The 21,280-nt window shown below is 64.5% G+C and carries 15 protein-coding genes; 4 read left to right on the forward strand and 11 right to left on the reverse strand.

Going from position 1 to position 21,280, the window contains the following annotated elements; genetic code table 11:
- Positions 1–29: 29 nt before the first annotated feature.
- From R6G97_RS15465 to R6G97_RS15510, 10 genes are all read right to left on the reverse strand, one after another.
- A complete protein-coding gene (locus tag R6G97_RS15465; RefSeq protein WP_043206767.1) occupies positions 30–1,655 on the reverse strand; it encodes a BatD family protein in 1,626 nt (541 codons plus the stop codon).
- Positions 1,652–3,370 (reverse strand): tetratricopeptide repeat protein, encoded by a 1,719-nt coding sequence (locus tag R6G97_RS15470; RefSeq protein ID WP_043206766.1) that lies wholly within the window; start codon positions 3,368–3,370, stop codon positions 1,652–1,654. Before R6G97_RS15470 ends, R6G97_RS15465 begins: the two co-directional genes overlap by 4 nt.
- Complete coding sequence (locus R6G97_RS15475) at positions 3,367–4,443, reverse strand: vWA domain-containing protein (protein WP_317847195.1); 1,077 nt, start codon at positions 4,441–4,443, stop codon at positions 3,367–3,369. The genes R6G97_RS15470 and R6G97_RS15475 overlap by 4 nt, the downstream gene beginning before the upstream one ends.
- Positions 4,436–4,930: a DUF4381 domain-containing protein gene (locus R6G97_RS15480; protein WP_070573355.1), complete on the reverse strand. Its 495-nt coding sequence runs from the start codon at positions 4,928–4,930 to the stop codon at positions 4,436–4,438. Before R6G97_RS15480 ends, R6G97_RS15475 begins: the two co-directional genes overlap by 8 nt.
- On the reverse strand, positions 4,927–5,871 hold the full coding sequence (locus tag R6G97_RS15485) for a DUF58 domain-containing protein (protein WP_043206852.1): 945 nt from the start codon (positions 5,869–5,871) through the stop codon (positions 4,927–4,929). The genes R6G97_RS15480 and R6G97_RS15485 overlap by 4 nt, the downstream gene beginning before the upstream one ends.
- A 4-nt stretch (positions 5,872–5,875) precedes the next feature.
- Positions 5,876–6,835, reverse strand: coding sequence for an AAA family ATPase (locus R6G97_RS15490; RefSeq protein ID WP_043206762.1), 960 nt, complete (start codon positions 6,833–6,835; stop codon positions 5,876–5,878).
- Between the two features lie 201 nt (positions 6,836–7,036).
- On the reverse strand, positions 7,037–8,365 hold the full coding sequence (locus tag R6G97_RS15495) for an MFS transporter (protein WP_043206760.1): 1,329 nt from the start codon (positions 8,363–8,365) through the stop codon (positions 7,037–7,039).
- Between the two features lie 43 nt (positions 8,366–8,408).
- Positions 8,409–9,602 (reverse strand): L-2-hydroxyglutarate oxidase, encoded by a 1,194-nt coding sequence (lhgO, locus tag R6G97_RS15500; protein ID WP_317847196.1) that lies wholly within the window; start codon positions 9,600–9,602, stop codon positions 8,409–8,411.
- A gap of 103 nt (positions 9,603–9,705) precedes the next feature.
- Positions 9,706–10,416 (reverse strand): FadR/GntR family transcriptional regulator, encoded by a 711-nt coding sequence (locus tag R6G97_RS15505; RefSeq protein ID WP_043206755.1) that lies wholly within the window; start codon positions 10,414–10,416, stop codon positions 9,706–9,708.
- Positions 10,417–10,535: 119 nt separating this feature from the next.
- Positions 10,536–10,889: a hypothetical protein gene (locus R6G97_RS15510; protein WP_043206753.1), complete on the reverse strand. Its 354-nt coding sequence runs from the start codon at positions 10,887–10,889 to the stop codon at positions 10,536–10,538.
- A gap of 338 nt (positions 10,890–11,227) precedes the next feature.
- Here R6G97_RS15510 and R6G97_RS15515 point away from each other — a divergent pair, with 338 nt between their 5' ends.
- On the forward strand, positions 11,228–16,093 hold the full coding sequence (locus R6G97_RS15515; RefSeq protein ID WP_317847197.1) for an NAD-glutamate dehydrogenase: 4,866 nt from the start codon (positions 11,228–11,230) through the stop codon (positions 16,091–16,093).
- Positions 16,094–16,222: 129 nt separating this feature from the next.
- Here R6G97_RS15515 and ppsR read toward each other — a convergent pair whose 3' ends face one another.
- A complete protein-coding gene (gene ppsR, locus R6G97_RS15520; RefSeq protein WP_043206750.1) occupies positions 16,223–17,041 on the reverse strand; it encodes a posphoenolpyruvate synthetase regulatory kinase/phosphorylase PpsR in 819 nt (272 codons plus the stop codon).
- Between the two features lie 178 nt (positions 17,042–17,219).
- Between ppsR and ppsA the strand changes: the two genes are divergently transcribed.
- The 3 genes from ppsA to rraA all read left to right on the forward strand — a co-directional run bounded on the left by ppsA (position 17,220) and on the right by rraA (position 21,268).
- A complete protein-coding gene (gene ppsA, locus R6G97_RS15525) occupies positions 17,220–19,595 on the forward strand; it encodes a phosphoenolpyruvate synthase (RefSeq protein WP_070573363.1) in 2,376 nt (791 codons plus the stop codon).
- A 96-nt stretch (positions 19,596–19,691) separates the two neighbouring features.
- Positions 19,692–20,684, forward strand: a complete 993-nt coding sequence (locus R6G97_RS15530) for an alpha/beta fold hydrolase (protein WP_317847198.1) — start codon at positions 19,692–19,694, stop codon at positions 20,682–20,684.
- 92 nt (positions 20,685–20,776) lie between these two features.
- On the forward strand, positions 20,777–21,268 hold the full coding sequence (gene rraA, locus R6G97_RS15535) for a ribonuclease E activity regulator RraA (RefSeq protein ID WP_043206744.1): 492 nt from the start codon (positions 20,777–20,779) through the stop codon (positions 21,266–21,268).
- Positions 21,269–21,280 lie beyond the last annotated feature (12 nt).

The following is a 21,280-nucleotide window of genomic DNA, read 5'->3' on the forward strand; positions in this document are numbered from 1 at the left end:
GCGTGGAGTCAAGGACCACGCGCTGAAGGTTATTTGGGGTAAAGCGGCGGCAGGCTGCCTGTTTCGCCCGAAGGCGTCAGAACCTGCTCGGCCGGTGGGATGGTGCCGATGGCACGCCACAGCTCGTCGCCTTGCCAGTACTGGCCGCTTTCGCTGTACAAGGCGCCATTGAGCCCATCCAAGGCATCGGACAAGGGTACGAAACGGGCGGCCATCTCGGCCAGGGTTTCCGGCTGCTGGCGTGCCCAGGCGTCAAGCGCCTGACGAGTGGCCTGGGGGTCGTTGGCCTGGCAGGCGCGCTTGAGATCGTCCAGCAGGCTGCGCGGGCTCGGACCGCTTTGGGTGGCCCGCAGCACCGCCGGCTGCGAGCGGGCGCGCCACCACAGGGCGAAGCCCAGCAGGGTGGTCAGCGCCAGCACCAGGGTCGCGAGCTGCCAGGGCCACACGCGAGCATTGCTGGCACTGCTGTCGCCGACCGGCGTGTCGGCGCTCAGGGCCGGGTTGTCTTCCACTTGCAGGGTGCGCGCCGGCAGGCTGCTGTGCTCCAGATGGTCTTCGCGGGTATTCCACCAGGTAATTTCCAGTGCAGGCAGGGCCAGGGCGCCGCTGTGGGTCGGGACCAGTGCCTCGCGCTCCTCGCGATTGGCGGTCATGCCCCGTTCGCTGATTTCATTGCGCAGTACAGGTTGGTCCGGATAGCGGCGCAAACCGTGGATCTCGGTGGCTGGCAAAGGCGGTAGCTGGGTGCTGGACAGCCCCTCGGCGCGCAAGGTGATGCTGCGGGTCAGGGAGTCGCCGATCTGCGTCTGCTGGTTGCTTGGGTCCGGGCTCCAGTGTTCTTCCAGGGTCAGGCTTCGCGTCGGCAGCCAGGGTTGATCGGCAGGCCAGGCGCCGGGGATCGGCCGCACCTTCAGCTGCAGTGGCAACGAGCTGACCTGGACCTGGCGACCCACGCGCGGGGTGCCGGCCGGCTGCTCGCCATTGTCGGCGGCGGTGGCGGTGAAGGTCAGTGCCGGGAGCTCCAGGGTGCCGCTTTGTTGCGGGTAGATCGCATAGCGGGTCTCGATCACGCCGTGGCGTACGCCGTTGATTTCCTTTTCATAGGTCCGCGATTCGCCCAACGGCTCGACCTTGGCGTTGTCCAGTTGCAAGGGGCTCAGGCTGCTGTCGTCGTACAGCGACACCGAGTGATAGATGCGCAGCGTCAACACGGCCTGGGCCTGGACGTACACCTCTGGGCTGTCCAGGCTGGCCTCGACGAAGACTTTGGAGGCGCTCTCGGGACGGCTGGCATCGGCTTGCAGTACTTGCAGCTCGATGGCTTGGCTCTGCGACTGGCCCAGTTGCAGCTCAGGGATACGCAAGCTGCCACTGCGCTTGGGCAGCAGGGTGATGATCCAGCGGGTGCTCGCGCGGGTCTCGCCGTCAAGGGTGTGCAGGCTGTTGAGCTGGCGGGTGCCACGCACTTCGAAGTCGCCTTCCAGGGCGCGCAGGTCGGGCTTGCCGAATTGTGTGACGTCCTGGCTTTCCAGGGTCAGCTCCAAGGTTTCGCCGGCCTGCAGGCGAGTGCGGTCGACGCTGGCCTGCAGGGTCGGTTGGGCCTGGGCCTGGAGAAGCCACAGCAGGCTGAATAGTAAGACGCCGAGGCGACTCATCGTGAGGTGTCCTGATGCAATTGCTGTTCATACCAGAATTTGCGCCGCAGCAGCTGGGCCGGGTTGTCGGGGATTTCCCGCAACCATTGCTCCAGGGCCTGGCGCTGTTCGGCATCCAGGCTGGTGGAGACCGGCCGCTGCGGCGGCTGGGTGGTGCTGTCGTCATCGCCAGGTTGCGAGCTGCCTGGCCCTTGCGCATTGCTTGCGTTCTCGCCCTGAGCCTGGGAGGAGGCCTGCTCATCGCTGCCAGGTGTGCTTTGGGCTGGGCTGGACGCTGAGCTGCTGTTGCCCTCGGTCTCGTTGCCGGGGGTACCTTCGGACTCGCTGCCGGCCGGTTGTTCCTCGGCCTTGGCCTGGCGTTGCTGCAACAATTGCTGGACCAACGCCTGGTTGTCCAGGGCCGGCTGCAGGTCGGGTTGACGTTCCAGGGCCTGCTCATAGGCATCCAGCGCGGCTTCCAGCTCCCCGGCGCGGGCCAAGGCATTGCCTCGATTGTAGTGGGCTGCGGCGCTGCTGCCTTGGGCGAAGGCCTTGGCTGCTGCTTCATAGTCGCCCGCCTGGTACAGCGCCATACCGCGCCACTGCGGGTCTTCGAAGTGCCGGGCAGCGTCGGCAGGGTGTTGTTGCTCGAGCAGGCGCTGGCCTTGCTGGTCCGGGCGCAGCCACAGGTCGTTGAATTCGAAGGCCTGGCTCGGTTGCGGCAAGGCCAGCAGTAGCGGCAGGCAGAACAGCCAACCGCGCCGACCGGCGCAGGCGGCCAGCACGAGCAAGGGCAGCAGCAGCCAGTAGCCTTGGTCCGCCCAGCTGTCCAGTTGCACGGTCTGGCCGTTGCTGCGCAGGGCGTGAGGGTTATCGAACAGCCCCAGGCCACGCAGGTCCAGGTCGTCGATGCGGGCGTGGCGGTAACGTCCACCGGTGCCGTTGATGAAGGCTTTGAGACTGGCGCTGTCCAGGCGGGGCAGGAGAATGCCGCCCTGATCGTCCTTGAGGTATTCGCCGTTGGCCTGACGCACCGGTGCGCCCTCGCTGCTGCCGATCCCGAGCATCAGCAGGCTGGGGCCCTGACGGCCCAGGGCCTTGAGTATGCCGCTGCGTTCGGCGTCGCTCAGCGCCGAGCCGATCAGCAACAGACGCCCCTGGCCCAGGCCGCTCTGGGCGAGCAGGGCAAGGCCTTTCTGCACGGCCAGGTCGGCCCGTTGGCCGGGCTGCGGCATGATCGACGGATCGACCGCCTCCAGGAGGTTGCGGGTGGTGCCCAGGTCGTCGGACAGCGGCACCAGGGTATGCGCGCTGCCGGCATACACCACCAGGGCGGTCTGGCTGTCGCGACGGTGCTCGAGCAGGTCGAAGATCTTGCGGCGGGCCTGCTCCAGGCGGTTGGGCGTGCTGTCTTCGGCGAGCATCTGTGGAGTCAGCTCGAGCAGGATCACCAGCGGGTCGGCGGGGCGCTGGCGGGTTTCTTCCAGGCGTTGCCAGCTTGGGCCAAGCAAGGCCAGGACCACCAACAGCCAGGCCAGGCCCAGGGCGATCCACGGCAACTTGCTGGTCTGGCCGTTGCCGCCGCCGAGCAGCACACCATGGAATTGCACGGGAAGGATTAGCTGCCAGCGCCCGGCGCGTTTGCGCCGGTGCCAGAGCTTGAACAGCAGCCAGCCGAGCAGAGGGATCACCAGCAGCCAGAGAGGGCGCAGCCATTGCGGCCAGAGTTCGATCATCGCCGCCTCCTCAGACGCAGGCGCTTGAGGCGCTGGCGCCATTCCGGGTGCGGCTGTAGAAAGCGCGGTCGGCGCAGCAGGCGTTGGAAGAGGTTGTCCGGCCATTGCACGGCGACCACCAGCAGCACGCTCAAGAGCAATGCCAAGGCCAGCGGCCAGGCGTAGAGGGCTTTGGCGGTGCGTGCCTGGGTCGGTTGCTGGGCCACCGGTTCGAGCTGGTCGAGGGTATCGCCGATCGCGACCAACTCGGCGCCGTCATGGGCGCGGAAGTAGGCCCCCTGGGTCAGTTCGGCGATCTCTTTGAGCGAGGCTTCGTCCAGGTCCAGGCTCGGGTTAAGGCCCAGCAACCCTGGCGTACCGCTGGCTTCGGGGTTGGCACCGATGCCGATGGTGTAGATGCGCACGCCTTCCTGGGCGGCCAGGCGGGCGGCGGTGAGCGGGTGGATCTGCCCACCGTTGTTGGCTCCGTCGGTGATCAGCACCAGCACCCGGCTGTGCGCCGGACGCTGGCGCAGGCGTTTGACCGCCAGGCCAATGGCGTCGCCGATGGCGGTGTTCTTACCGGCGATGCCGATCTGCGCCTCGTCGAGAAAGGTGCGCACGGTGCGTCGGTCAAAGGTTAGCGGCGCCTGCAGGTAGGCTTCGCTGCCGAACAGGATCAACCCGACCCGGTCGCCCTCGCGGTCCTGGAGAAAATCGCCGAGCAGCGCCTTGACCAGGTCCAGGCGGCTGATTTCGTCGTCCTTCCACTGCATGTCGGGAAAGTCCATCGAGCCGGACACATCCACCGCCACCAGCAGGTCGCGACCGCTGGCCGCCACCGGCACCGGATCGCCGAGCCATTGGGGACGGGCAGCGGCCAGCAGCAGGAGCAGCCAGATCGTCACGAAGGGCGCCTGCTGGCGCCAGGTCGGCAGATTCAGGCGGGCACGGCGCCCGGCCAGGCCTTCGAGTTCATCGAGAAAGCCCACCTTGAGCACCGGCTCGCCGCTGTCGGCAGCCGGCAGCACCAGGCGCGCGAGCCACGGCAACGGTAACAGCAAGAAGACCCACGGCCAGGCCAGCTCAAACATGCTTGCGGATCCAGATTTCGACCGCCTGGGCGAGCCCGGCGATGGCCTTGTCGTCGAGCTTGCACTCGGGTTTGTAGGCGCCTTCGACCAGCACCATCCAGCGGGTCAGGCCTGCGGCCGGGCAGCGGTTGTCTAGAAACGCCAGCCACTGACGGCCGTTGAGCGTGTGGCTGTTGGCGCCGGGGTAGTGGTTGCGGCACAGGCGTTTGAGCAGCGCGTTGATGTGCTGCAGCCAGGCGCCGGCAGGTGCGCCGTCGTAGGGGCGGGGCAGGCGAGCCAGTTCGGCCAGTGCTTCCAGGCGGATAGGGTCCAGCGGCTGCTCGGCGCGCACCACTCGGGGTTTGGCCGGACGCCAGTGGCGCAGTCGCCACAGCCCCCAGCCGAGCAGGGGCAGCAGGGCGAGCAGGCCCCACCAGCCCGGCGCGGGCGGCCACAGGCTCACGGCCGGCGGCGCGATCAAGGGTTGCAACTGGTCCAGCGGGTTCATTGACCGCTCCCCGGGCGCTGGGCGTTGAGGTACTCACGCAGTTGCTCGATCATCTCGCTCTGGGTGCTCAAGGGCATCAACAGTACCCGCAGCTTCTGCGCCAGCAGCTCCCAGCGCTCGATGCGCGCCTCGGCCTGCTGGCGGTAGGCCTGGCGCAGGTTGGCATCGAGGGTGTCGAGCTCCAATTGGGCACTGCGTTGGGCAAAACGCAGCAAGCCGGCGGCCGGCAGCGCGTGGTCGAGCGGGTCGGAGACGGGCATCAGCAAAAGATCGCAGTGGCGCGAGAGCATGCTCAGGTGCTGCTCGACACCAGGGGTCAAGGCGCGTTCGTCACAGATGATGATGGCCAGGCTGCCTGGGCGCAGCACCTCGCGGGCGCGGCGCAAGGCAAGGCCCAGGCTGTCGGGCTGGGGCACGGCCTCGGTGTGCAGCGACTGGTTCACTTTGGCCAGTCGGTTGAGCAACTGCAGCAGGCTTTGTTTGCTGCGCCGGGGTTTGATCTCGTGGTGTTCGTTGTCGCCGAACACCAGTCCGCCGATGCGGTCGTTGTGGCCCAGCGCGGCCCAGCCGAACAGGGCCGCAGCCTGGGCCGCCAGGACTGACTTGAACATCAGTCCGGAGCCGAAGAACAGGCGTTGGCTCTGCTCGACCAGGATGAAGATCGGCCGTTCGCGCTCCTCGTGGAACAGCTTGGTATGCGGCTCCTGGGTGCGCGCGGTGACGCGCCAGTCGATGTTGCGCACGTCGTCGCCAGCCTGGTAGACCCGCACCTGGTCGAAGTCCACGCCGCGTCCGCGCAGCTTGGAGTGGTGCAGGCCCACCAGCGGGCTGCGCTGGCCGGGCCGGGAAAACAGCTGGATTTCGCGCACGCGGTGACGCATGTCGATCAACTCGGCAAGGCCGATGCGGATGCCGGGTTCGGTCAGGTGCGCGGTGGGCATGGGGTCAGGCGACAGCGACAACGTCGAGGATGCGCTGGACCACCCGGTCCTGGTCGATCCCCGCCGCTTCCGCCTCGAAGGACAAGATGATGCGGTGGCGCAGCACGTCGAACAGCACTGCCTGGATGTCCTCGGGGCTGACGAAATCACGCCCGGCCAGCCAGGCGTGGGCGCGGGCGCAGCGGTCCAGGGCGATCGAGCCGCGCGGGCTGGCGCCATAGGCGATCCAGTCGGCCAACTCGGCGTCGAACTTGGCCGGTGTGCGGGTGGCCATCACCAACTGCACCAGGTATTCCTCCACGGCGTCGGCCATGTACAGGCCGAGGATTTCCTTGCGCGCGGCGAAGATCGCCTGCTGGCTGACCCGTCGCTCCGGCTTGACCTCGCCGCCGAGCGCCTCGCCGCGGGCCTGCTGGAGGATGCGTCGTTCCACGGCGGCATCCGGGAAGCCGATCTTCACGTGCATCAGGAAGCGGTCGAGCTGGGCCTCGGGCAGGGGATAGGTACCTTCCTGCTCGATCGGGTTCTGGGTGGCCATGACCAAGAACAGCGGCGACAGCTCGTAGGTGCTGCGCCCGACGCTGACCTGGCGCTCGGCCATGGCTTCGAGCAACGCTGACTGCACCTTGGCCGGAGCGCGGTTGATTTCGTCCGCCAGCACCAGGTTATGGAAGATCGGCCCCTGCTGGAACACGAAGCTGCCGGTTTCCGGGCGATAGATTTCGGTGCCGGTGATGTCGGCCGGGAGCAGGTCGGGGGTGAACTGGATGCGGTGGAACTGCGCTTCGATACCTTCGGCCAGTTCCTTGATGGCCTTGGTCTTGGCCAGGCCCGGTGCGCCTTCGACCAGCATGTGGCCGTCGGCCAGCAGCACGATCAGCAGGCGTTCGACCAGCTTCTCCTGGCCAAGGATCTGGGAGGAAAGAAAGGTGCGCAGCGCGATCAGCGCCTCACGGTGTTCCATCGTCGACGGTTCCTGGAAATGGGCCTGGCGTGCTGGCACAGCGGCGTCCGGGCAGGGGGTGATACTTTAATCCATCCAGGCCCATGCCGACCAATGGCGGCGTGGATTTTTCTTGCAGGGCTGGTCCGGTGAAGCCGGGGCAGTTCAACGGGGTGGCTCGGCCCGATCGTGGGTTGGCTGCGATCGGGCCGCCAGTGCGCGTCAGTTCTTCGCGCTGGAATGCTTGCGCCCTTGGTCGAACAGGGCAAAGACCACCACCAATACGCCAGAGATCGCCAAAATCAATGCCACACCGTCAGTGGAATGGGTGGCCGATCCGGCCACCAGGGCCAGTCCGCCCAGTGGCGCCAGGCCGCCGGCCACGGCCGTGCCGATCTCGCGGCCGGTACCAAAGCCCGAAGAGCGCGTCTGGGCTGGGAACTGTCGACTGAGGAACGAGCCCTGAGGGGCGAACATCATGGGCGCGAGGATGCCGGTACCGATCGCGATGGCGATGTAGATCAGGGTCGGCTCGCCCGTGCTCAGCAATTGCAGGAAGGGGTAGGCGAACACTGCCGACAGCACACCGCCAAGCATCAGTACGGTCTTGCTGCTCCATTTGTCGCACAGCCAGCCGAACAACGGCACGGTGAAGATCGCCACCAGGCTGGCAATGGTCACCGATAGCGAAGTGACATGGGCCTCGACGCCCTTGAATTGGGTCAGGTAGGCCAGGGAAAAGGTCTTGAAGATGTAGCTCAGTGCGTTGTAGCCGATGGCTACGAAGAACACCACCGCCAGGCCCTTGAGGTCATGTTTGAACAGCAGCTTGAGCGGCGAGACCTGGGGTTTATCCTTGGCCTGGTCGAGCTTCTTGAAATCCGGGGTCTCAGGGATGCTCTTGCGCACCCACAGGCCGATGCCGACCAGTGCGATGCTGGCGATGAACGGGATGCGCCAGCCGCCGGCGAGCAGGAATTCATTGCCGTTCATGGTCAGCAGATACACGGTCAGCGACGACAGCAGCAGGCCCAGGTTCAGGCCCAGTGCCGGCCAGGCACCCTGGCTGCCGCGCTTGCCTTCGCTGGCGTGCTCGTAGGAGGTGACCGCCGCGCCGGACAATTCGGCGCCCGCGCCCAGACCTTGGATGATGCGGATCACCACCAGGATGATCGGGGCCCAGATGCCGATGCTGGCGTAACTGGGGATCAGGCCGATCAGGGCCGTGCAAACGCCCATCATGCAGAAGGTGATCACCAGCACCTGTTTGCGCCCGAAGCGGTCGCCCAGGTAGCCGAACAGTACGCCGCCGAAGGGGCGGGCGATGAAGCCGATGGCGAAGGTGGAGAACGCCAGCAGCGAGGCCACGGCCGGGTTGCTGGCATCGAAGAAGATCTTCGAGAAGACGATCGCTGCCATGGTGGCGTACAGGTAGAAGTCATACCACTCCAGCATCGAGCCGAAGATGGTCGCTGCTGCCACCTTGCGCAGGCGTTTGCGCTGCTGGTCCGGGGTTTCGGTCGCGGCCAGGGCCGCCTCGTGTACCGACATCTGAGGTTTCCTTATTGTCTTTGTAGTGGGCTATGCAGGGGTTTCAGCGGGCCTTGAGGATCTTCGCGGCGATCATCTGGCCAATAGGGATGGCGGAGGTGGCTGCAGGCGAGGGTGCGTTGCAGACATGCACCATGCGTGGGGTCTCGGCGAACAGGAAGTCGTGCACCAGGGTGCCGTCGCGCATGACCGCCTGGGCGCGGATGCCGGCCTCATACGGCAGCAGGTCTTCTACCTCCAGCTGCGGGCAGTACTTGCGGCACTGCTCCAGGTAGCCTCGCTTGAACAGCGAGTTCTTCATTTCAGTGGTGCCCGAGCCCAGGTTATTCCAGATCGTTTTCCAGAAGCCCGGGAAGCGCGCGTACTCGGCCACATCGCGCCAGTTCACCGAGAACTTGCGGTAGTTCTCCCGGCCCAGGCCCAGCACCGCATTGGGGCCGACGATGACGCTGCCGTCGATCATGCGTGTCAGGTGCACGCCAAGGAACGGCAGGTCCGGGTCAGGGATCGGGTAGATCAGGTGGTTGACGATCTGGTTCTTGCTCGCTGGCAGGCGGTAATACTCACCGCGGAAGGGGATGATCTGGTGGTCGATCTTCACTCCGGCCAGGCGCGCCAGGCGGTCGGACTGCAAGCCGGCGCAGGCGACCAGCTGGCGGGCGCGCCAGCTTTGGCTGTCGCTGCTCACCTCGACGTAGTCGCCCTGTTCCTGGATCGCCCGCACGGTGGTGGCCAGACGAACGTGACCGCCGGCCTTCTGGATGACCCGGGCCATGGCGTCGCACACCTGCTTGTAGTCGACGATGCCGGTGGCATCGAGAAACAGCGCGCCCTTGCCGACGATGTTCGGCTCGCGGCGCTTGAGTTCGGCGGCGTCCAGGCGCTCGACCTTCAGCCCGTTCTGCTGCGAGCGCTCGTACAGCGCGTGCATGCGCTGCATTTCCAGATCGTTCGAGGCCACCAGCAGTTTGCCGCAGACCTCGAAAGCGATGCCGTGCTCGGTGCAGAAGTCCTTGGTGGCTTGGGCGCCGCGTTTGCACAGGTCGGCCTTGAGACTGCCTGGTGCGTAGTAGATGCCTGCATGGATCACGCCGCTGTTGTGGCCGGTCTGGTGAAGACCGAGGCTGGTTTCCTTCTCGAGGATCAGCAACGAGGCGCCGGGGCGCTGTTCGAGCAGGGCCATGGCGGTGGCGAGGCCGACGATGCCGCCGCCGATGATGCAGTAGTCGTAAGTCATGCAGGGGATACCTTGGTGATCTTGTCGGTGAATCTGCTTATCAGGTTGTCAGACTAAGTAGGGCGTACGAAAGGTCGCCAGGCCGTATGCGAAGGCTCCGAAATCAGTCGAGGTCGGGAAGGTCGATCTTCAGGCGTCTGGCCGATGCCCGTAGGTGGGCTTCAGCGCAGGCGGCAGCCGCCTGGCGGTCACCGTCGGCAATGGCTTGGTACAGCGCCTGGTGTTCACGGTTGGCATCGGCTGCACCGCCTTGGGGAAGAGCCGCGGAGTTCTCCCAGGCGTTGCGGCGCGCGGTGGCTAGCTGGCCACCCAGAAAATCATGGAAGGCCACGAAATAATCGTTCTTGCTGGCTTCGGCAATGGCCCGGTGGAAGGCCACGTCGGCGGCAGAGGCTGTGGCCAGGTCGCTGCGCCCGTCGAGCATCGTCTGCAGAGCCTGGGCCATGCGGGCGAGGTCCGCGTCGTCGCGGCGGCGGGCCGCAACGGCGGCAGCTTGGGTTTCGATCCACAGACGCATCTCGAACATCTGCACGAGGTCTGGCTTGCGCCCGTTGCTCCCGGGGAAGCGGAAAACCGTGCCGCAGGGCGTTTGCGAGATATAGGAGCCGAGCCCGCGCCGGGCGATGAGCACGCCGTCCGCCTTCAGTTGCGCCACTGCCTCGCGCACCACCGAACGGCTGACATTGAGCTGTTCGGCCAGTTGCTGTTCGGTGGGCAGGCGCGATTCGGCGGCCAGGCGGCCGGAATCGATTTCTGCGCGGATGGCGCTGACGACCCGTTCGACCAAGGTGTCCGGGCGCTGGAGCTCTAGCATGGGATATGCTGCCTATTGATCAGGTTGTCAGACAATGCCTGGGGTGAGGATCGCCTGTCAACGATTTCAAGGGGTTATGAGAGCGGGCCCTGGAGAAAGCAAGCCTGCCGCTACCGCGTTCAGAGCTCGCTGACGTAGGTCCCGGTGCCGTCGAGAATGTTGCGCAAAGTCAGCTCGACCTCCTCGAGGTCCGTGCCCGGTGAGGTCAGTAGGATCTCCAACTGCTCCGAGCCCTTGAGCGCATCTCGGTCGCCGGCGGCCACCTCGATCAGCAGGCGGTCGGCGCTCAGCGTGACCTTCAGCCCGTCTAGCGTCGAAGGCTCGTCGTCCAGGGTCAGGTCCACGGTGTCTTCGTCGGGGTAACGGGTGAGCAGGAACATCTGCCCCTTGTCGCTGTGGCAGCACAAGGTCGCCATGTTGTCTTCCTCTTCGTCGCAGGGTGTGGCGAAGAGCAGGGCGGTTTTCAGTTGCATAGGCAGGCTCAGGTCAAAGAAATGAGCGGGAATTCTGACAGCCTTGGGCATGGACATAAACGTAAAGTTACCGCCCCTTGACCGAAATTGTCGCAGCGCTGCAAGCCGTGGTGACCGCTCAGTCGTTAAGCTGCCCAGTCGATGGACACCCGTAAAGCCACAGCCCTGAGGGGCAGTCGTCTTTGCAGGTGCCCATCCATGGAACGGATGGACGTGCTGATCGCGTCCAAACGCCTGGTTTTCACCGCCCTGTCGTCACGGTTTGACTATCGTTGACCGTGAACGGCGGACGCACGCGACGCTTCACCTAATAACAAAGCCCAAGCGGAGTACCACAGATGGCGTTCTTCACCGCAGCCAGCAAAGCCGACTTCCAGCATCAACTGCAAGCGGCCCTGGCGCAGCACATCAGCGAGCAGGCACTGCCACAAGTGGCGCTGTTCGCCGAACAGTTCTTCGGCATCATCTCTCTGGACGAACTCACCCAGCGCAGGCTTTCGGACCTGGCCGGTTGCACCCTCTCTGCCTGGCGCATCATCGAGCGCTTCGACCCCCAACACCCGCAGGTGCGGGTCTATAACCCCGATTACGAACGCCACGGCTGGCAATCGACCCACACCGTGGTCGAGGTGCTGCACCATGACCTGCCGTTCCTGGTCGACTCGGTGCGTACCGAACTCAACCGTCGCGGCTACAGCATCCACACCCTGCAGACCACCGTGCTCAGCGTGCGCCGCGGCGCCAAGGGCGAGCTGCTGGAGTTGCTGCCCAAGGGCACCCAGGGCGAGGGCGTGCGCCATGAATCGCTGATGTACCTGGAGATCGACCGCTGCTCCAGCGCTGCCGAGCTGACCACCCTGACGAAGGAAATCGAGCAGGTGCTGGCCGAGGTGCGGGTGGCTGTCGCCGACTTCGAGCCGATGAAGGCCAAGGTCCGCGACCTGGTGGAGTTGGTAGAGCAGACCGCATTCGGTCCGGCACAACATGACAAGGCCGAGGTGAAGAGCTTCCTGTCGTGGCTGCTGGACAACCATTTCACTTTCCTCGGTTACGAAGAGTTCGTGGTCGAGTCCGACGCCGATGGCGGCCACCTGGTCTATGACGAAGGTTCGTTCCTCGGCCTGACCCGCCTGCTGCGCGCAGGGCTGGGCGCCGATGACCTGCGCATCGAGGACTACGCCGTTGCCTACCTGCGCGCGCCTGACCTGCTGTCGTTCGCCAAGGCCTCGCAGCCGAGCCGTGTGCACCGCCCGGCGTATCCGGACTACGTGTCGATCCGTCAGATCGACGCCGACGGCAAGGTCGTCAAGGAGTGCCGCTTCATGGGTCTGTACACCTCGTCGGTGTACGGCGAGAGCGTGCGTACCATTCCGTACATCCGTGGCAAGGTCGCGGAAGTCGAGCGCCGCTCGCACTTCGACGCCAAGGCCCACCTGGGCAAGGAGCTGGCCCAGGTGCTCGAGGTGCTGCCTCGTGACGATCTGTTCCAGACGCCAGTGGACGAGCTGTTCACCACGGTCATGTCGATCGTGCAGATCCAGGAGCGCAACAAGATCCGCGTGTTCCTGCGCAAGGACCCGTACGGCCGCTTCTGCTACTGCCTGGCCTATGTGCCGCGTGAAATCTACTCCACCGAGGTGCGCCAGAAGATTCAGCAGGTGCTGATGGAGCGCCTGAAGGCCAGCGACTGCGAGTTCTGGACGTTCTTCTCCGAGTCGGTGCTGGCGCGTGTTCAGCTCATCCTGCGCGTCGATCCGAAGAACCGCATCGACCTGGACCCCCAGCAGCTGGAAAACGAAGTCATCCAGGCCTGCCGTTCCTGGCAGGACGACTACTCCGCCCTGGTGGTGGAGAATTTCGGCGAGGCCCAGGGCACCAACATCCTGGCCGACTTCCCCAAAGGCTTCCCGGCCGGCTACCGCGAGCGCTTCGCTGCCCACTCGGCGGTCGTCGACATGCAGCATGTATTGGCGCTGTCCGAGAGCAAGCCGCTGGCGATGAGCTTCTACCAGCCGCTGACCCGTCTGGGCGACCGCCTGCTGCACTGCAAGCTCTACCACGCCGACACCCCGCTGGCGCTGTCGGATGTGCTGCCGATCCTGGAAAACCTGGGCCTGCGCGTGCTCGGCGAGTTCCCCTACCGCCTGCGCCATGCCAGTGGTCGCGAATACTGGATCCACGACTTCGCCTTCACCTACAGCGAAGGCCTGGACCTGGACATCCAACAGCTCAACGACATCTTGCAGGATGCCTTCATCCACATCGTCAAGGGCGACGCCGAGAACGACGCCTTCAACCGCCTGGTACTGACCGCCGGCCTGCCATGGCGTGACGTGGCGCTGCTGCGCGCCTACGCACGCTACCTCAAGCAGATCCGCCTGGGCTTCGACCTGGGTTATATCGCCAGCACCCTGAACAACCACACCGACATCGCCCGCGAGCTGACCCGGTTGTTCAAGACCCGCTTCTACCTGGCACGCAAGCTCACCGTCGAGGACCTGGACGACAAGCAGCAGCGCTTGGAGCAGGCCATTCTCACTGCGCTGGACGAGGTCCAGGTACTCAACGAAGACCGCATCCTGCGTCGCTACCTGGACCTGATCAAGGCCACCCTGCGCACCAACTTCTACCAGCCGGACGCCAACGGGCAGAACAAGTCGTACTTCAGCTTCAAGTTCAACCCCAAGCTGATCCCCGAGCTGCCCAAGCCGGTGCCGAAGTTCGAGATCTTCGTCTATTCGCCGCGGGTCGAGGGTGTGCACCTGCGCTTTGGCAACGTTGCCCGCGGTGGCCTGCGCTGGTCGGACCGTGAAGAAGACTTCCGTACCGAAGTGCTCGGCCTGGTCAAGGCCCAGCAGGTGAAGAACTCGGTGATCGTGCCGGTGGGAGCCAAAGGTGGTTTCCTGCCGCGCCGTCTGCCGTTGGGCGGTAGCCGCGACGAGATCCAGGCCGAGGGCATTGCCTGCTACCGGATCTTCATCTCGGGCTTGCTCGACATTACCGACAACCTCAAGGACGGCGGCGTGGTACCTCCGGCCAACGTGGTGCGTCACGATGACGACGACCCCTACCTGGTAGTGGCCGCGGACAAAGGCACCGCGACCTTCTCCGACATCGCCAACGGCATCGCCAACGACTACGGCTTCTGGCTGGGCGACGCCTTCGCCTCCGGTGGTTCGGCTGGCTACGACCATAAAGGCATGGGCATCACCGCTCGCGGCGCCTGGGTCGGCGTGCAGCGCCACTTCCGCGAACGCGGCATCAATGTGCAGGAAGACCCGATCACCGTGGTAGGTATCGGCGACATGGCCGGCGACGTGTTCGGCAATGGCCTGCTGATGTCGGACAAGCTCAAGCTGGTGGCGGCATTCAACCACCTGCACATCTTCATCGACCCGAATCCTGACCCAGCCACCAGCTTCGTCGAGCGCAAGCGCCTGTTCGAGCTGCCGCGTTCGGCCTGGAGCGACTACGACACCAGCATCATGTCCGAAGGCGGCGGGATCTTCCCGCGTAGCGCCAAGAGCATCGCCATCAGCCCGCAGATGAAGGAACGCTTCGCCATCGAAGCCGACCGCCTGACGCCGACCGAACTGCTGCACGCACTGCTGCAGGCCCCTGTGGATCTGCTGTGGAACGGTGGTATCGGCACCTACGTCAAGGCCAGCAGCGAAAGCCATGCCGATGTCGGCGACAAGGCCAACGACGCATTGCGGGTCAACGGCAATGAACTGCGCTGCAAGGTGGTGGGCGAGGGCGGCAACCTGGGCATGACCCAGCTTGGCCGGGTCGAGTTCGGCCTCAACGGCGGCGCGACCAACACCGACTTCATCGACAACGCCGGTGGCGTGGACTGCTCCGACCACGAGGTCAACATCAAGATCCTGCTCAACGAAGTGGTGCAGGGTGGCGACATGACCGAGAAGCAGCGTAACCAACTGCTCGGTAGCATGACCGACGAAGTCGCCTCGCTGGTGCTGGGTAACAACTACAAGCAGACCCAGGCCCTGTCCCTGGCGGCCCGCCGTGCCTTGGAGCGGATCGCCGAGTACAAGCGCCTGATGGCTGATCTGGAGTCGCGTGGCAAACTGGACCGGGCTATCGAGTTCCTGCCGTCCGAGGAGCAACTGGCCGAGCGTTTGGCCGCAGGCCAGGGCCTGACCCGCGCCGAGCTGTCGGTGCTGATTTCCTACAGCAAGATCGACCTCAAGGAGCAACTGCTCAAGTCGTTGGTGCCCGATGACGACTACCTGACCCGCGACATGGAGAACGCGTTCCCGCCGTCGTTGGTCAGCAAGTTCGCTGACGCCATGCGCCGTCATCGCCTCAAGCGCGAAATCGTCAGCAACCAGATCGCCAACGACCTGGTCAACAACATGGGCATCACGTTCGTCCAGCGTCTGAAGGAATCCACCGGCATGAGCCCGGCCAACGTCGCCGGTGCCTATGTGATCGTTCGGGACATTTTCCACCTGCCGCACTGGTTCCGTCAGATCGAGGCGCTGGACTACCAAGTCCCGGCCGAGATCCAGCTGACCCTGATGGATGAGCTGATGCGCCTGGGGCGTCGCGCGACCCGTTGGTTCCTGCGCAGCCGCCGCAACGAGCAGGATGCCGGTCGCGATGTCGCGCACTTCGGGCCGAAGATCGCCCAATTGGGCCTGAAGCTCGATGAGCTGCTCGAAGGCCCGACCCGCGATCGCTGGCAGCAACGCTACCAGGGCTTCGTCGAAGCCGGGGTGCCGGAGTTGCTGGCGCGCATGGTCGCAGGCACCACCCACCTGTACACCCTGTTGCCGATCATCGAGGCCTCGGATGTCACCGGTCACGATCCGGCCCAGGTGGCCAAGGCGTTCTTCGCCGTGGGCAGCTCGCTGGACCTGACCTGGTATCTGCAGGAGATCAGCAACCTGCCGGTGGAGAACAACTGGCAGGCCCTGGCCCGCGAGGCGTTCCGCGACGACATCGACCTGCAACAGCGAGCGATCACCATCTCTGTGTTGCAGATGGCCGATGCACCGGAAGACATGGACGCCCGTGTCGCACTGTGGTGTGAACAGCACCGGGTGATGACGGAGCGCTGGCGCGCCATGCTCGATGACCTGCGCAACGCCACGGGCACCGACTACGCGATGTATGCGGTGGCCAACCGTGAGCTGGTCGACTTGGCCATGAGCGGGCAGGCGGCGGTGATACCGTCCTGAGCGTAAGCTGAAAACAAAAAGCCCCGGCAGCGATGCCGGGGCTTTTTTCATTGGGGCTGTCGAGATTCGTGACGGCGGCGGGGCACGTCTGCGGGAACGGATAGGCCCGCGAAACAAACGGCGCGGATGTTACTTGAAACGCCGCTCTACACCCTTCTCGACCAGAATCTTCGCCGAGATTTCCTCCACCGAGAAATGCGTGGAGTTGATGTGCGGGATGTTCTCCCGGCGGAACAGGCTCTCCACCTCGCGCACCTCGAACTCGCACTGGGCGAAGCTCGAATAGCGGCTATTGGGCTTGCGCTCGTGGCGGATGGCGGTGAGGCGGTCGGGGTCGATGGTCAGGCCAAACAACTTGTGATGGTACTTTTTCAGTACCGCCGGCAATTGCAGGCGTTCCATGTCGTCTTCGGTCAGTGGGTAGTTGGCCGCACGGATGCCGAATTGCATGGCCATGTACAAACACGTCGGCGTCTTGCCACATCGCGACACGCCCACGAGGATCAGGTCGGCTTTGTCGTAATAATGGGTGCGCGCGCCATCGTCGTTATCCAAGGCGAAGTTGACTGCCTCGATGCGCTCCATGTAGTTGGAGTTGCCGCCAATCGAGTGGGACTTGCCCACGGAATACGACGAATGGGCGGTCAATTCCTGCTCGAGCGGGGATAAAAACGTCGAAAAGATGTCGATCATGAAGCCGTTCGACGTTGCCAGGATTTCCCGAATGTCCTGGTTGACGATGGTGTCGAAAATGATCGGCCGCATGCCGTCCCGTTCGGCGGCAGCATTGATTTGCTGCACCATGCTCCGGGCTTTGTCCGGGGTGTCGATGTAGGGGCGGGTGAATTTATTGAAAGGAATGCTTTCGAATTGTGCCAGCAGGCTTTGGCCCAGTGTTTCTGCAGTGATACCGGTACCGTCGGAGATGAAGAACGCGGATCGTTTCATTTGCACCCTGGGCCTTAAGCTGCCGAAGTTTTCTGGAGTATGATAGGTTCGGTTTGCCGAACGTGACTGTTCGGCATTCTCACTTATTTTCCAGGTCCAGGCCACAAGCGTCCGGCCAAGTCAGTGTGACAGGCGGCCGCCCTTGAGCTTTTCCAATACAGTTAGTGGAGAGATCACCTTGGTAGAGTACGTAGTTTCCCTCGATAAGCTCGGCGTCCATGATGTAGAGCATGTGGGGGGCAAGAACGCATCCCTGGGCGAGATGATCAGTAACCTCGCAGGTGCCGGCGTATCGGTGCCGGGCGGCTTTGCCACTACGGCTCAGGCGTACCGCGATTTTCTCGAGCAGAGTGGCCTGAACGACCGCATCCACGCAGCCCTGGACGCGTTGGACGTCGATGATGTCAACGCCCTGGCCAAGACCGGCGCGCAGATCCGCCAATGGGTAATGGAAGCCGAGTTCCCGGCGCGTCTGGATGCCGAAATCCGCACCGCCTTCGCCGAAATGTCCCAAGGCAACGACAACATGGCCGTGGCCGTGCGCTCCTCGGCCACCGCTGAAGACCTGCCGGACGCCTCCTTCGCCGGACAGCAGGAAACCTTCTTGAACATCCGTGGCGTGGACAACGTGATCCGCGCCGCCAAGGAGGTGTTCGCCTCCCTGTTCAACGACCGCGCCATCGCCTATCGCGTGCACCAGGGCTTCGACCACAAACTGGTCGCCCTGTCCGCCGGCGTGCAGCGCATGGTCCGTTCGGAAACCGGCACCGCCGGTGTGATGTTCACCCTCGACACCGAGTCGGGCTTCCGTGACGTGGTGTTCATCACCGGCGCCTACGGCCTGGGCGAAACCGTCGTACAGGGTGCGGTCAACCCTGACGAGTTCTACGTCCACAAGCAAACCCTGCAGGCCGGCCGCCCGGCCATCCTGCGCCGCAACCTGGGCAGCAAGGCCATCAAGATGATCTACGGCGACGAGGCCAAGGCCGGTCGTTCGGTCAAGACCGTCGATGTCGACCGTGCCGACCGCGCGCGCTTCTGCCTGACCGACGCCGAGGTCAGCGAGCTGGCCAAGCAGGCCATGATCATCGAGCAGCACTACCAGCGCCCGATGGACATCGAGTGGGCCAAGGACGGTGACGACGGCAAGCTGTACATCGTCCAGGCACGTCCCGAGACCGTGAAGAGCCGTTCCAGCGCCAATGTCATGGAGCGCTACCTGCTCAAGGAGAAGGGCACTGTCCTGGTGGAAGGTCGCGCCATCGGCCAGCGCATCGGCGCCGGCAAGGTTCGCGTGATCCACGACGTCTCCGAGATGGACAAGGTCCAGCCGGGCGACGTGCTGGTCTCGGACATGACCGACCCGGACTGGGAACCTGTCATGAAGCGCGCCAGCGCCATCGTCACCAACCGCGGCGGGCGCACCTGCCACGCGGCGATCATTGCCCGTGAACTGGGCATCCCGGCGGTCGTCGGTTGTGGCAATGCCACTCAAGTGCTCAAGGACGGCCAGGGCGTGACCGTCTCCTGCGCCGAAGGCGACACCGGCTTCATCTTCGAAGGTGAGCTGGGCTTCGACGTCAAGCAGAACTCGGTCGACGCCATGCCTGAGCTGCCGTTCAAGATCATGATGAACGTCGGCAACCCGGACCGCGCCTTCGACTTCGCCCAACTGCCGAACGCAGGCGTGGGCCTGGCGCGCCTGGAGTTCATCATCAACCGCATGATCGGCGTGCACCCCAAGGCGCTGCTCAACTATGCAGGCCTGCCGGCCGACCTCAAGGAGAGCGTCGACAAGCGCGTGGCCGGTTACTCCGACCCGGTCGGCTTCTATGTCGAGAAGCTGGTCGAGGGTATCAGCACCCTGGCCGCGGCGTTCTATCCGAAGAAGGTCATCGTGCGCCTTTCGGACTTCAAGTCCAACGAATACGCCAACCTGATCGGCGGCAAGCTGTACGAACCGGAAGAAGAGAACCCAATGCTGGGCTTCCGTGGCGCCTCGCGTTACATCAGCGAGTCGTTCCGTGACTGCTTCGAGCTCGAGTGCCGCGCCCTCAAGCGTGTGCGCGACGAAATGGGCCTGACCAATGTCGAGATCATGGTGCCATTCGTGCGCACCCTGGGCGAGGCGAGCCAGGTGGTCGATCTGCTGGCCGAAAACGGCCTGGGCCGTGGCGTCAATGGTCTGCGTGTGATCATGATGTGCGAACTGCCATCCAACGCCTTGCTGGCTGATGAGTTCCTCGAGTACTTCGATGGCTTCTCCATCGGTTCCAACGACCTGACCCAGCTGACCCTGGGCCTGGACCGTGACTCCGGCATCATTGCCCACCTGTTCGACGAGCGTAACCCGGCAGTGAAGAAGCTGCTGGCCAACGCCATCGCCGCGTGCAACAAGGCCGGCAAGTACATCGGTATCTGTGGCCAGGGCCCTTCGGATCACCCAGACCTGGCCAAGTGGCTGATGGAGCAGGGCATCGAGAGCGTATCGCTGAACCCAGACTCGGTGCTCGAGACCTGGTTCTTCCTGGCCGAGGATCAGGGCGCGGCATGATGCAATGAACGCGGGAGCGCTTCACGGCGCTCCTGCCTGGTTTCTTCCAGGGCGAGTTCCAGCGATGGATCCCGCCCTTTTTTGTGCAATCGACCTATGCAAAGCAGCAGTACCCTGTTTCCCGTGGCCTTGCTCAGCGCCGAGCGCCGGGGTGATCTGAGCGAGGATGTGTACCGGATCAAGGCCGGCAACAGCCCCGACCCCAGCGTCGAGTTGGCCGTTACACGCCTGGGGCTGGCCGACCAGGCCGCAGCCCAAGGCGTGCCGGTGATTCTCCTGCACGGCAGCTTCTCCAATCGCCGCTTCTGGTATTCGCCCAAGGGCGTCGGCCTAGGCGCCTTTCTGGCGCGCGCCGGGTTCGATGTGTGGATTCCGGAAATGCGCGGCCATGGACTTTCTCCCCGCAACCGCCACTGGCGTCACAACCGGGTGGCCGACTATGCCCGCTTCGACTTGCCGGTGATCGGCGCATTCATCCAGGAGCAGGCCGGCCAGGCGCCGCACTGGATCGGCCACTCCCTGGGCGGCACCATCCTCGCCGCAGCCCTGGGCGGCGCGTACTTGGCAGCCGAGCAGGTGGCCAGCGCGGCGTTCTTCGGTACCCAGGTCAGTCGGGTCTATTGGCCGTTGAAGGTTCCGCCTGTGGCCTGGAGCGCGCGTTTGCTGCTCAAGCGCCTAGGTCAGCTGTCCGGGTCGCGGCTCAAACGTGGGCCGGAGGACGAGCCGATCGGTCTGGCCTTGGAGACCCTGGGCTGGCACGGCCTGTTCGGGCGTTTCGGCGACAAGCAGGACGACTGGTGGGCGGGGCTGGCGACCGTGAACGTGCCGGTGCTGGCAGTGGCCGGTGCGGCGGATTACCAGGACCCGGTCTGGGCCTGCCGCAAGTTGTTCGAGCAGTTGGGTGGCCAGCGCAAGCAGTTTTTACGGCTTGGCGCTGAAGAAGGGTTCGACGCATTCGGGCATGTGGACATGTTGGTTAGCAAGGCGGCCCAGGTGCAGGTATGGCCACTGGTGGAGCGCTGGCTGAGGGCCCCTGAATCACCGTTGCCGGGGGCTACGGTGGCCGCCGAATCCGCCGAAGAGCAGTAGCGGCTGACTGAGTAGTCTCGGATGACTGCAAGGCCCTCCCCGGTGTAGCCTTGCTCAAATCCCGCTTTCGTTGTGACTGACAGGAGTTTGCCATGCAGCATTACGTAACGCCCGACTTGTGCGACGCCTACCCGGACCTGGTCCAGGTCCTGGAGCCCATGTTCAGCAACTTCGGTGGCCGCGATTCCTTTGGTGGCCAGATCGTCACAATCAAATGCTTCGAGGACAACTCGCTGGTCAAGGAGCAGGTCGAGCTCGATGGCAAGGGTAAGGTCCTGGTGGTGGACGGCGGTGGTTCGCTGCGCCGCGCGCTTCTGGGTGACATGCTGGCCGAAAAGGCGGCCAAGAACGGCTGGGAAGGCCTGGTGATCTATGGCTGTGTGCGTGACGTGGACGTGCTGGTGCAGACCGACGTCGGTGTCCAGGCCCTGGCCAGTCACCCGATGAAGACCGACAAGCGCGGTATTGGCGATCTCAACGTGGCCGTGACCTTCGCTGGGGTGACCTTCCGTCCGGGCGAATATGTGTATGCCGACAACAATGGCGTGATCGTCTCGCCAAGCCCGTTGAAAATGCCGGAGTGATGCGCCGCGCGC

Origin of the sequence: Pseudomonas sp. HTZ2 (genome assembly GCF_033173945.1) — a bacterium.
Lineage (GTDB): Bacteria > Pseudomonadota > Gammaproteobacteria > Pseudomonadales > Pseudomonadaceae > Aquipseudomonas > Aquipseudomonas guariconensis.

Coding starts and splice junctions, on each gene's coding strand:
- ppsR (WP_043206750.1), bottom strand. CDS start 17,041: ATGAAACGATCCGCGTTCTTCATCTCCGACGGTACCGGTATCACTGCA.
- R6G97_RS15490 (WP_043206762.1), bottom strand. CDS start 6,835: ATGGAACACCGTGAGGCGCTGATCGCGCTGCGCACCTTTCTTTCCTCC.
- R6G97_RS15510 (WP_043206753.1), bottom strand. CDS start 10,889: ATGCAACTGAAAACCGCCCTGCTCTTCGCCACACCCTGCGACGAAGAG.
- R6G97_RS15470 (WP_043206766.1), bottom strand. CDS start 3,370: ATGATCGAACTCTGGCCGCAATGGCTGCGCCCTCTCTGGCTGCTGGTG.
- R6G97_RS15465 (WP_043206767.1), bottom strand. CDS start 1,655: ATGAGTCGCCTCGGCGTCTTACTATTCAGCCTGCTGTGGCTTCTCCAG.
- R6G97_RS15515 (WP_317847197.1), top strand. CDS start 11,228: ATGGCGTTCTTCACCGCAGCCAGCAAAGCCGACTTCCAGCATCAACTG.
- lhgO (WP_317847196.1), bottom strand. CDS start 9,602: ATGACTTACGACTACTGCATCATCGGCGGCGGCATCGTCGGCCTCGCC.
- R6G97_RS15530 (WP_317847198.1), top strand. CDS start 19,692: ATGCAAAGCAGCAGTACCCTGTTTCCCGTGGCCTTGCTCAGCGCCGAG.
- rraA (WP_043206744.1), top strand. CDS start 20,777: ATGCAGCATTACGTAACGCCCGACTTGTGCGACGCCTACCCGGACCTG.
- R6G97_RS15505 (WP_043206755.1), bottom strand. CDS start 10,416: ATGCTAGAGCTCCAGCGCCCGGACACCTTGGTCGAACGGGTCGTCAGC.
- R6G97_RS15475 (WP_317847195.1), bottom strand. CDS start 4,443: ATGTTTGAGCTGGCCTGGCCGTGGGTCTTCTTGCTGTTACCGTTGCCG.
- R6G97_RS15495 (WP_043206760.1), bottom strand. CDS start 8,365: ATGTCGGTACACGAGGCGGCCCTGGCCGCGACCGAAACCCCGGACCAG.
- R6G97_RS15485 (WP_043206852.1), bottom strand. CDS start 5,871: ATGCCCACCGCGCACCTGACCGAACCCGGCATCCGCATCGGCCTTGCC.
- R6G97_RS15480 (WP_070573355.1), bottom strand. CDS start 4,930: ATGAACCCGCTGGACCAGTTGCAACCCTTGATCGCGCCGCCGGCCGTG.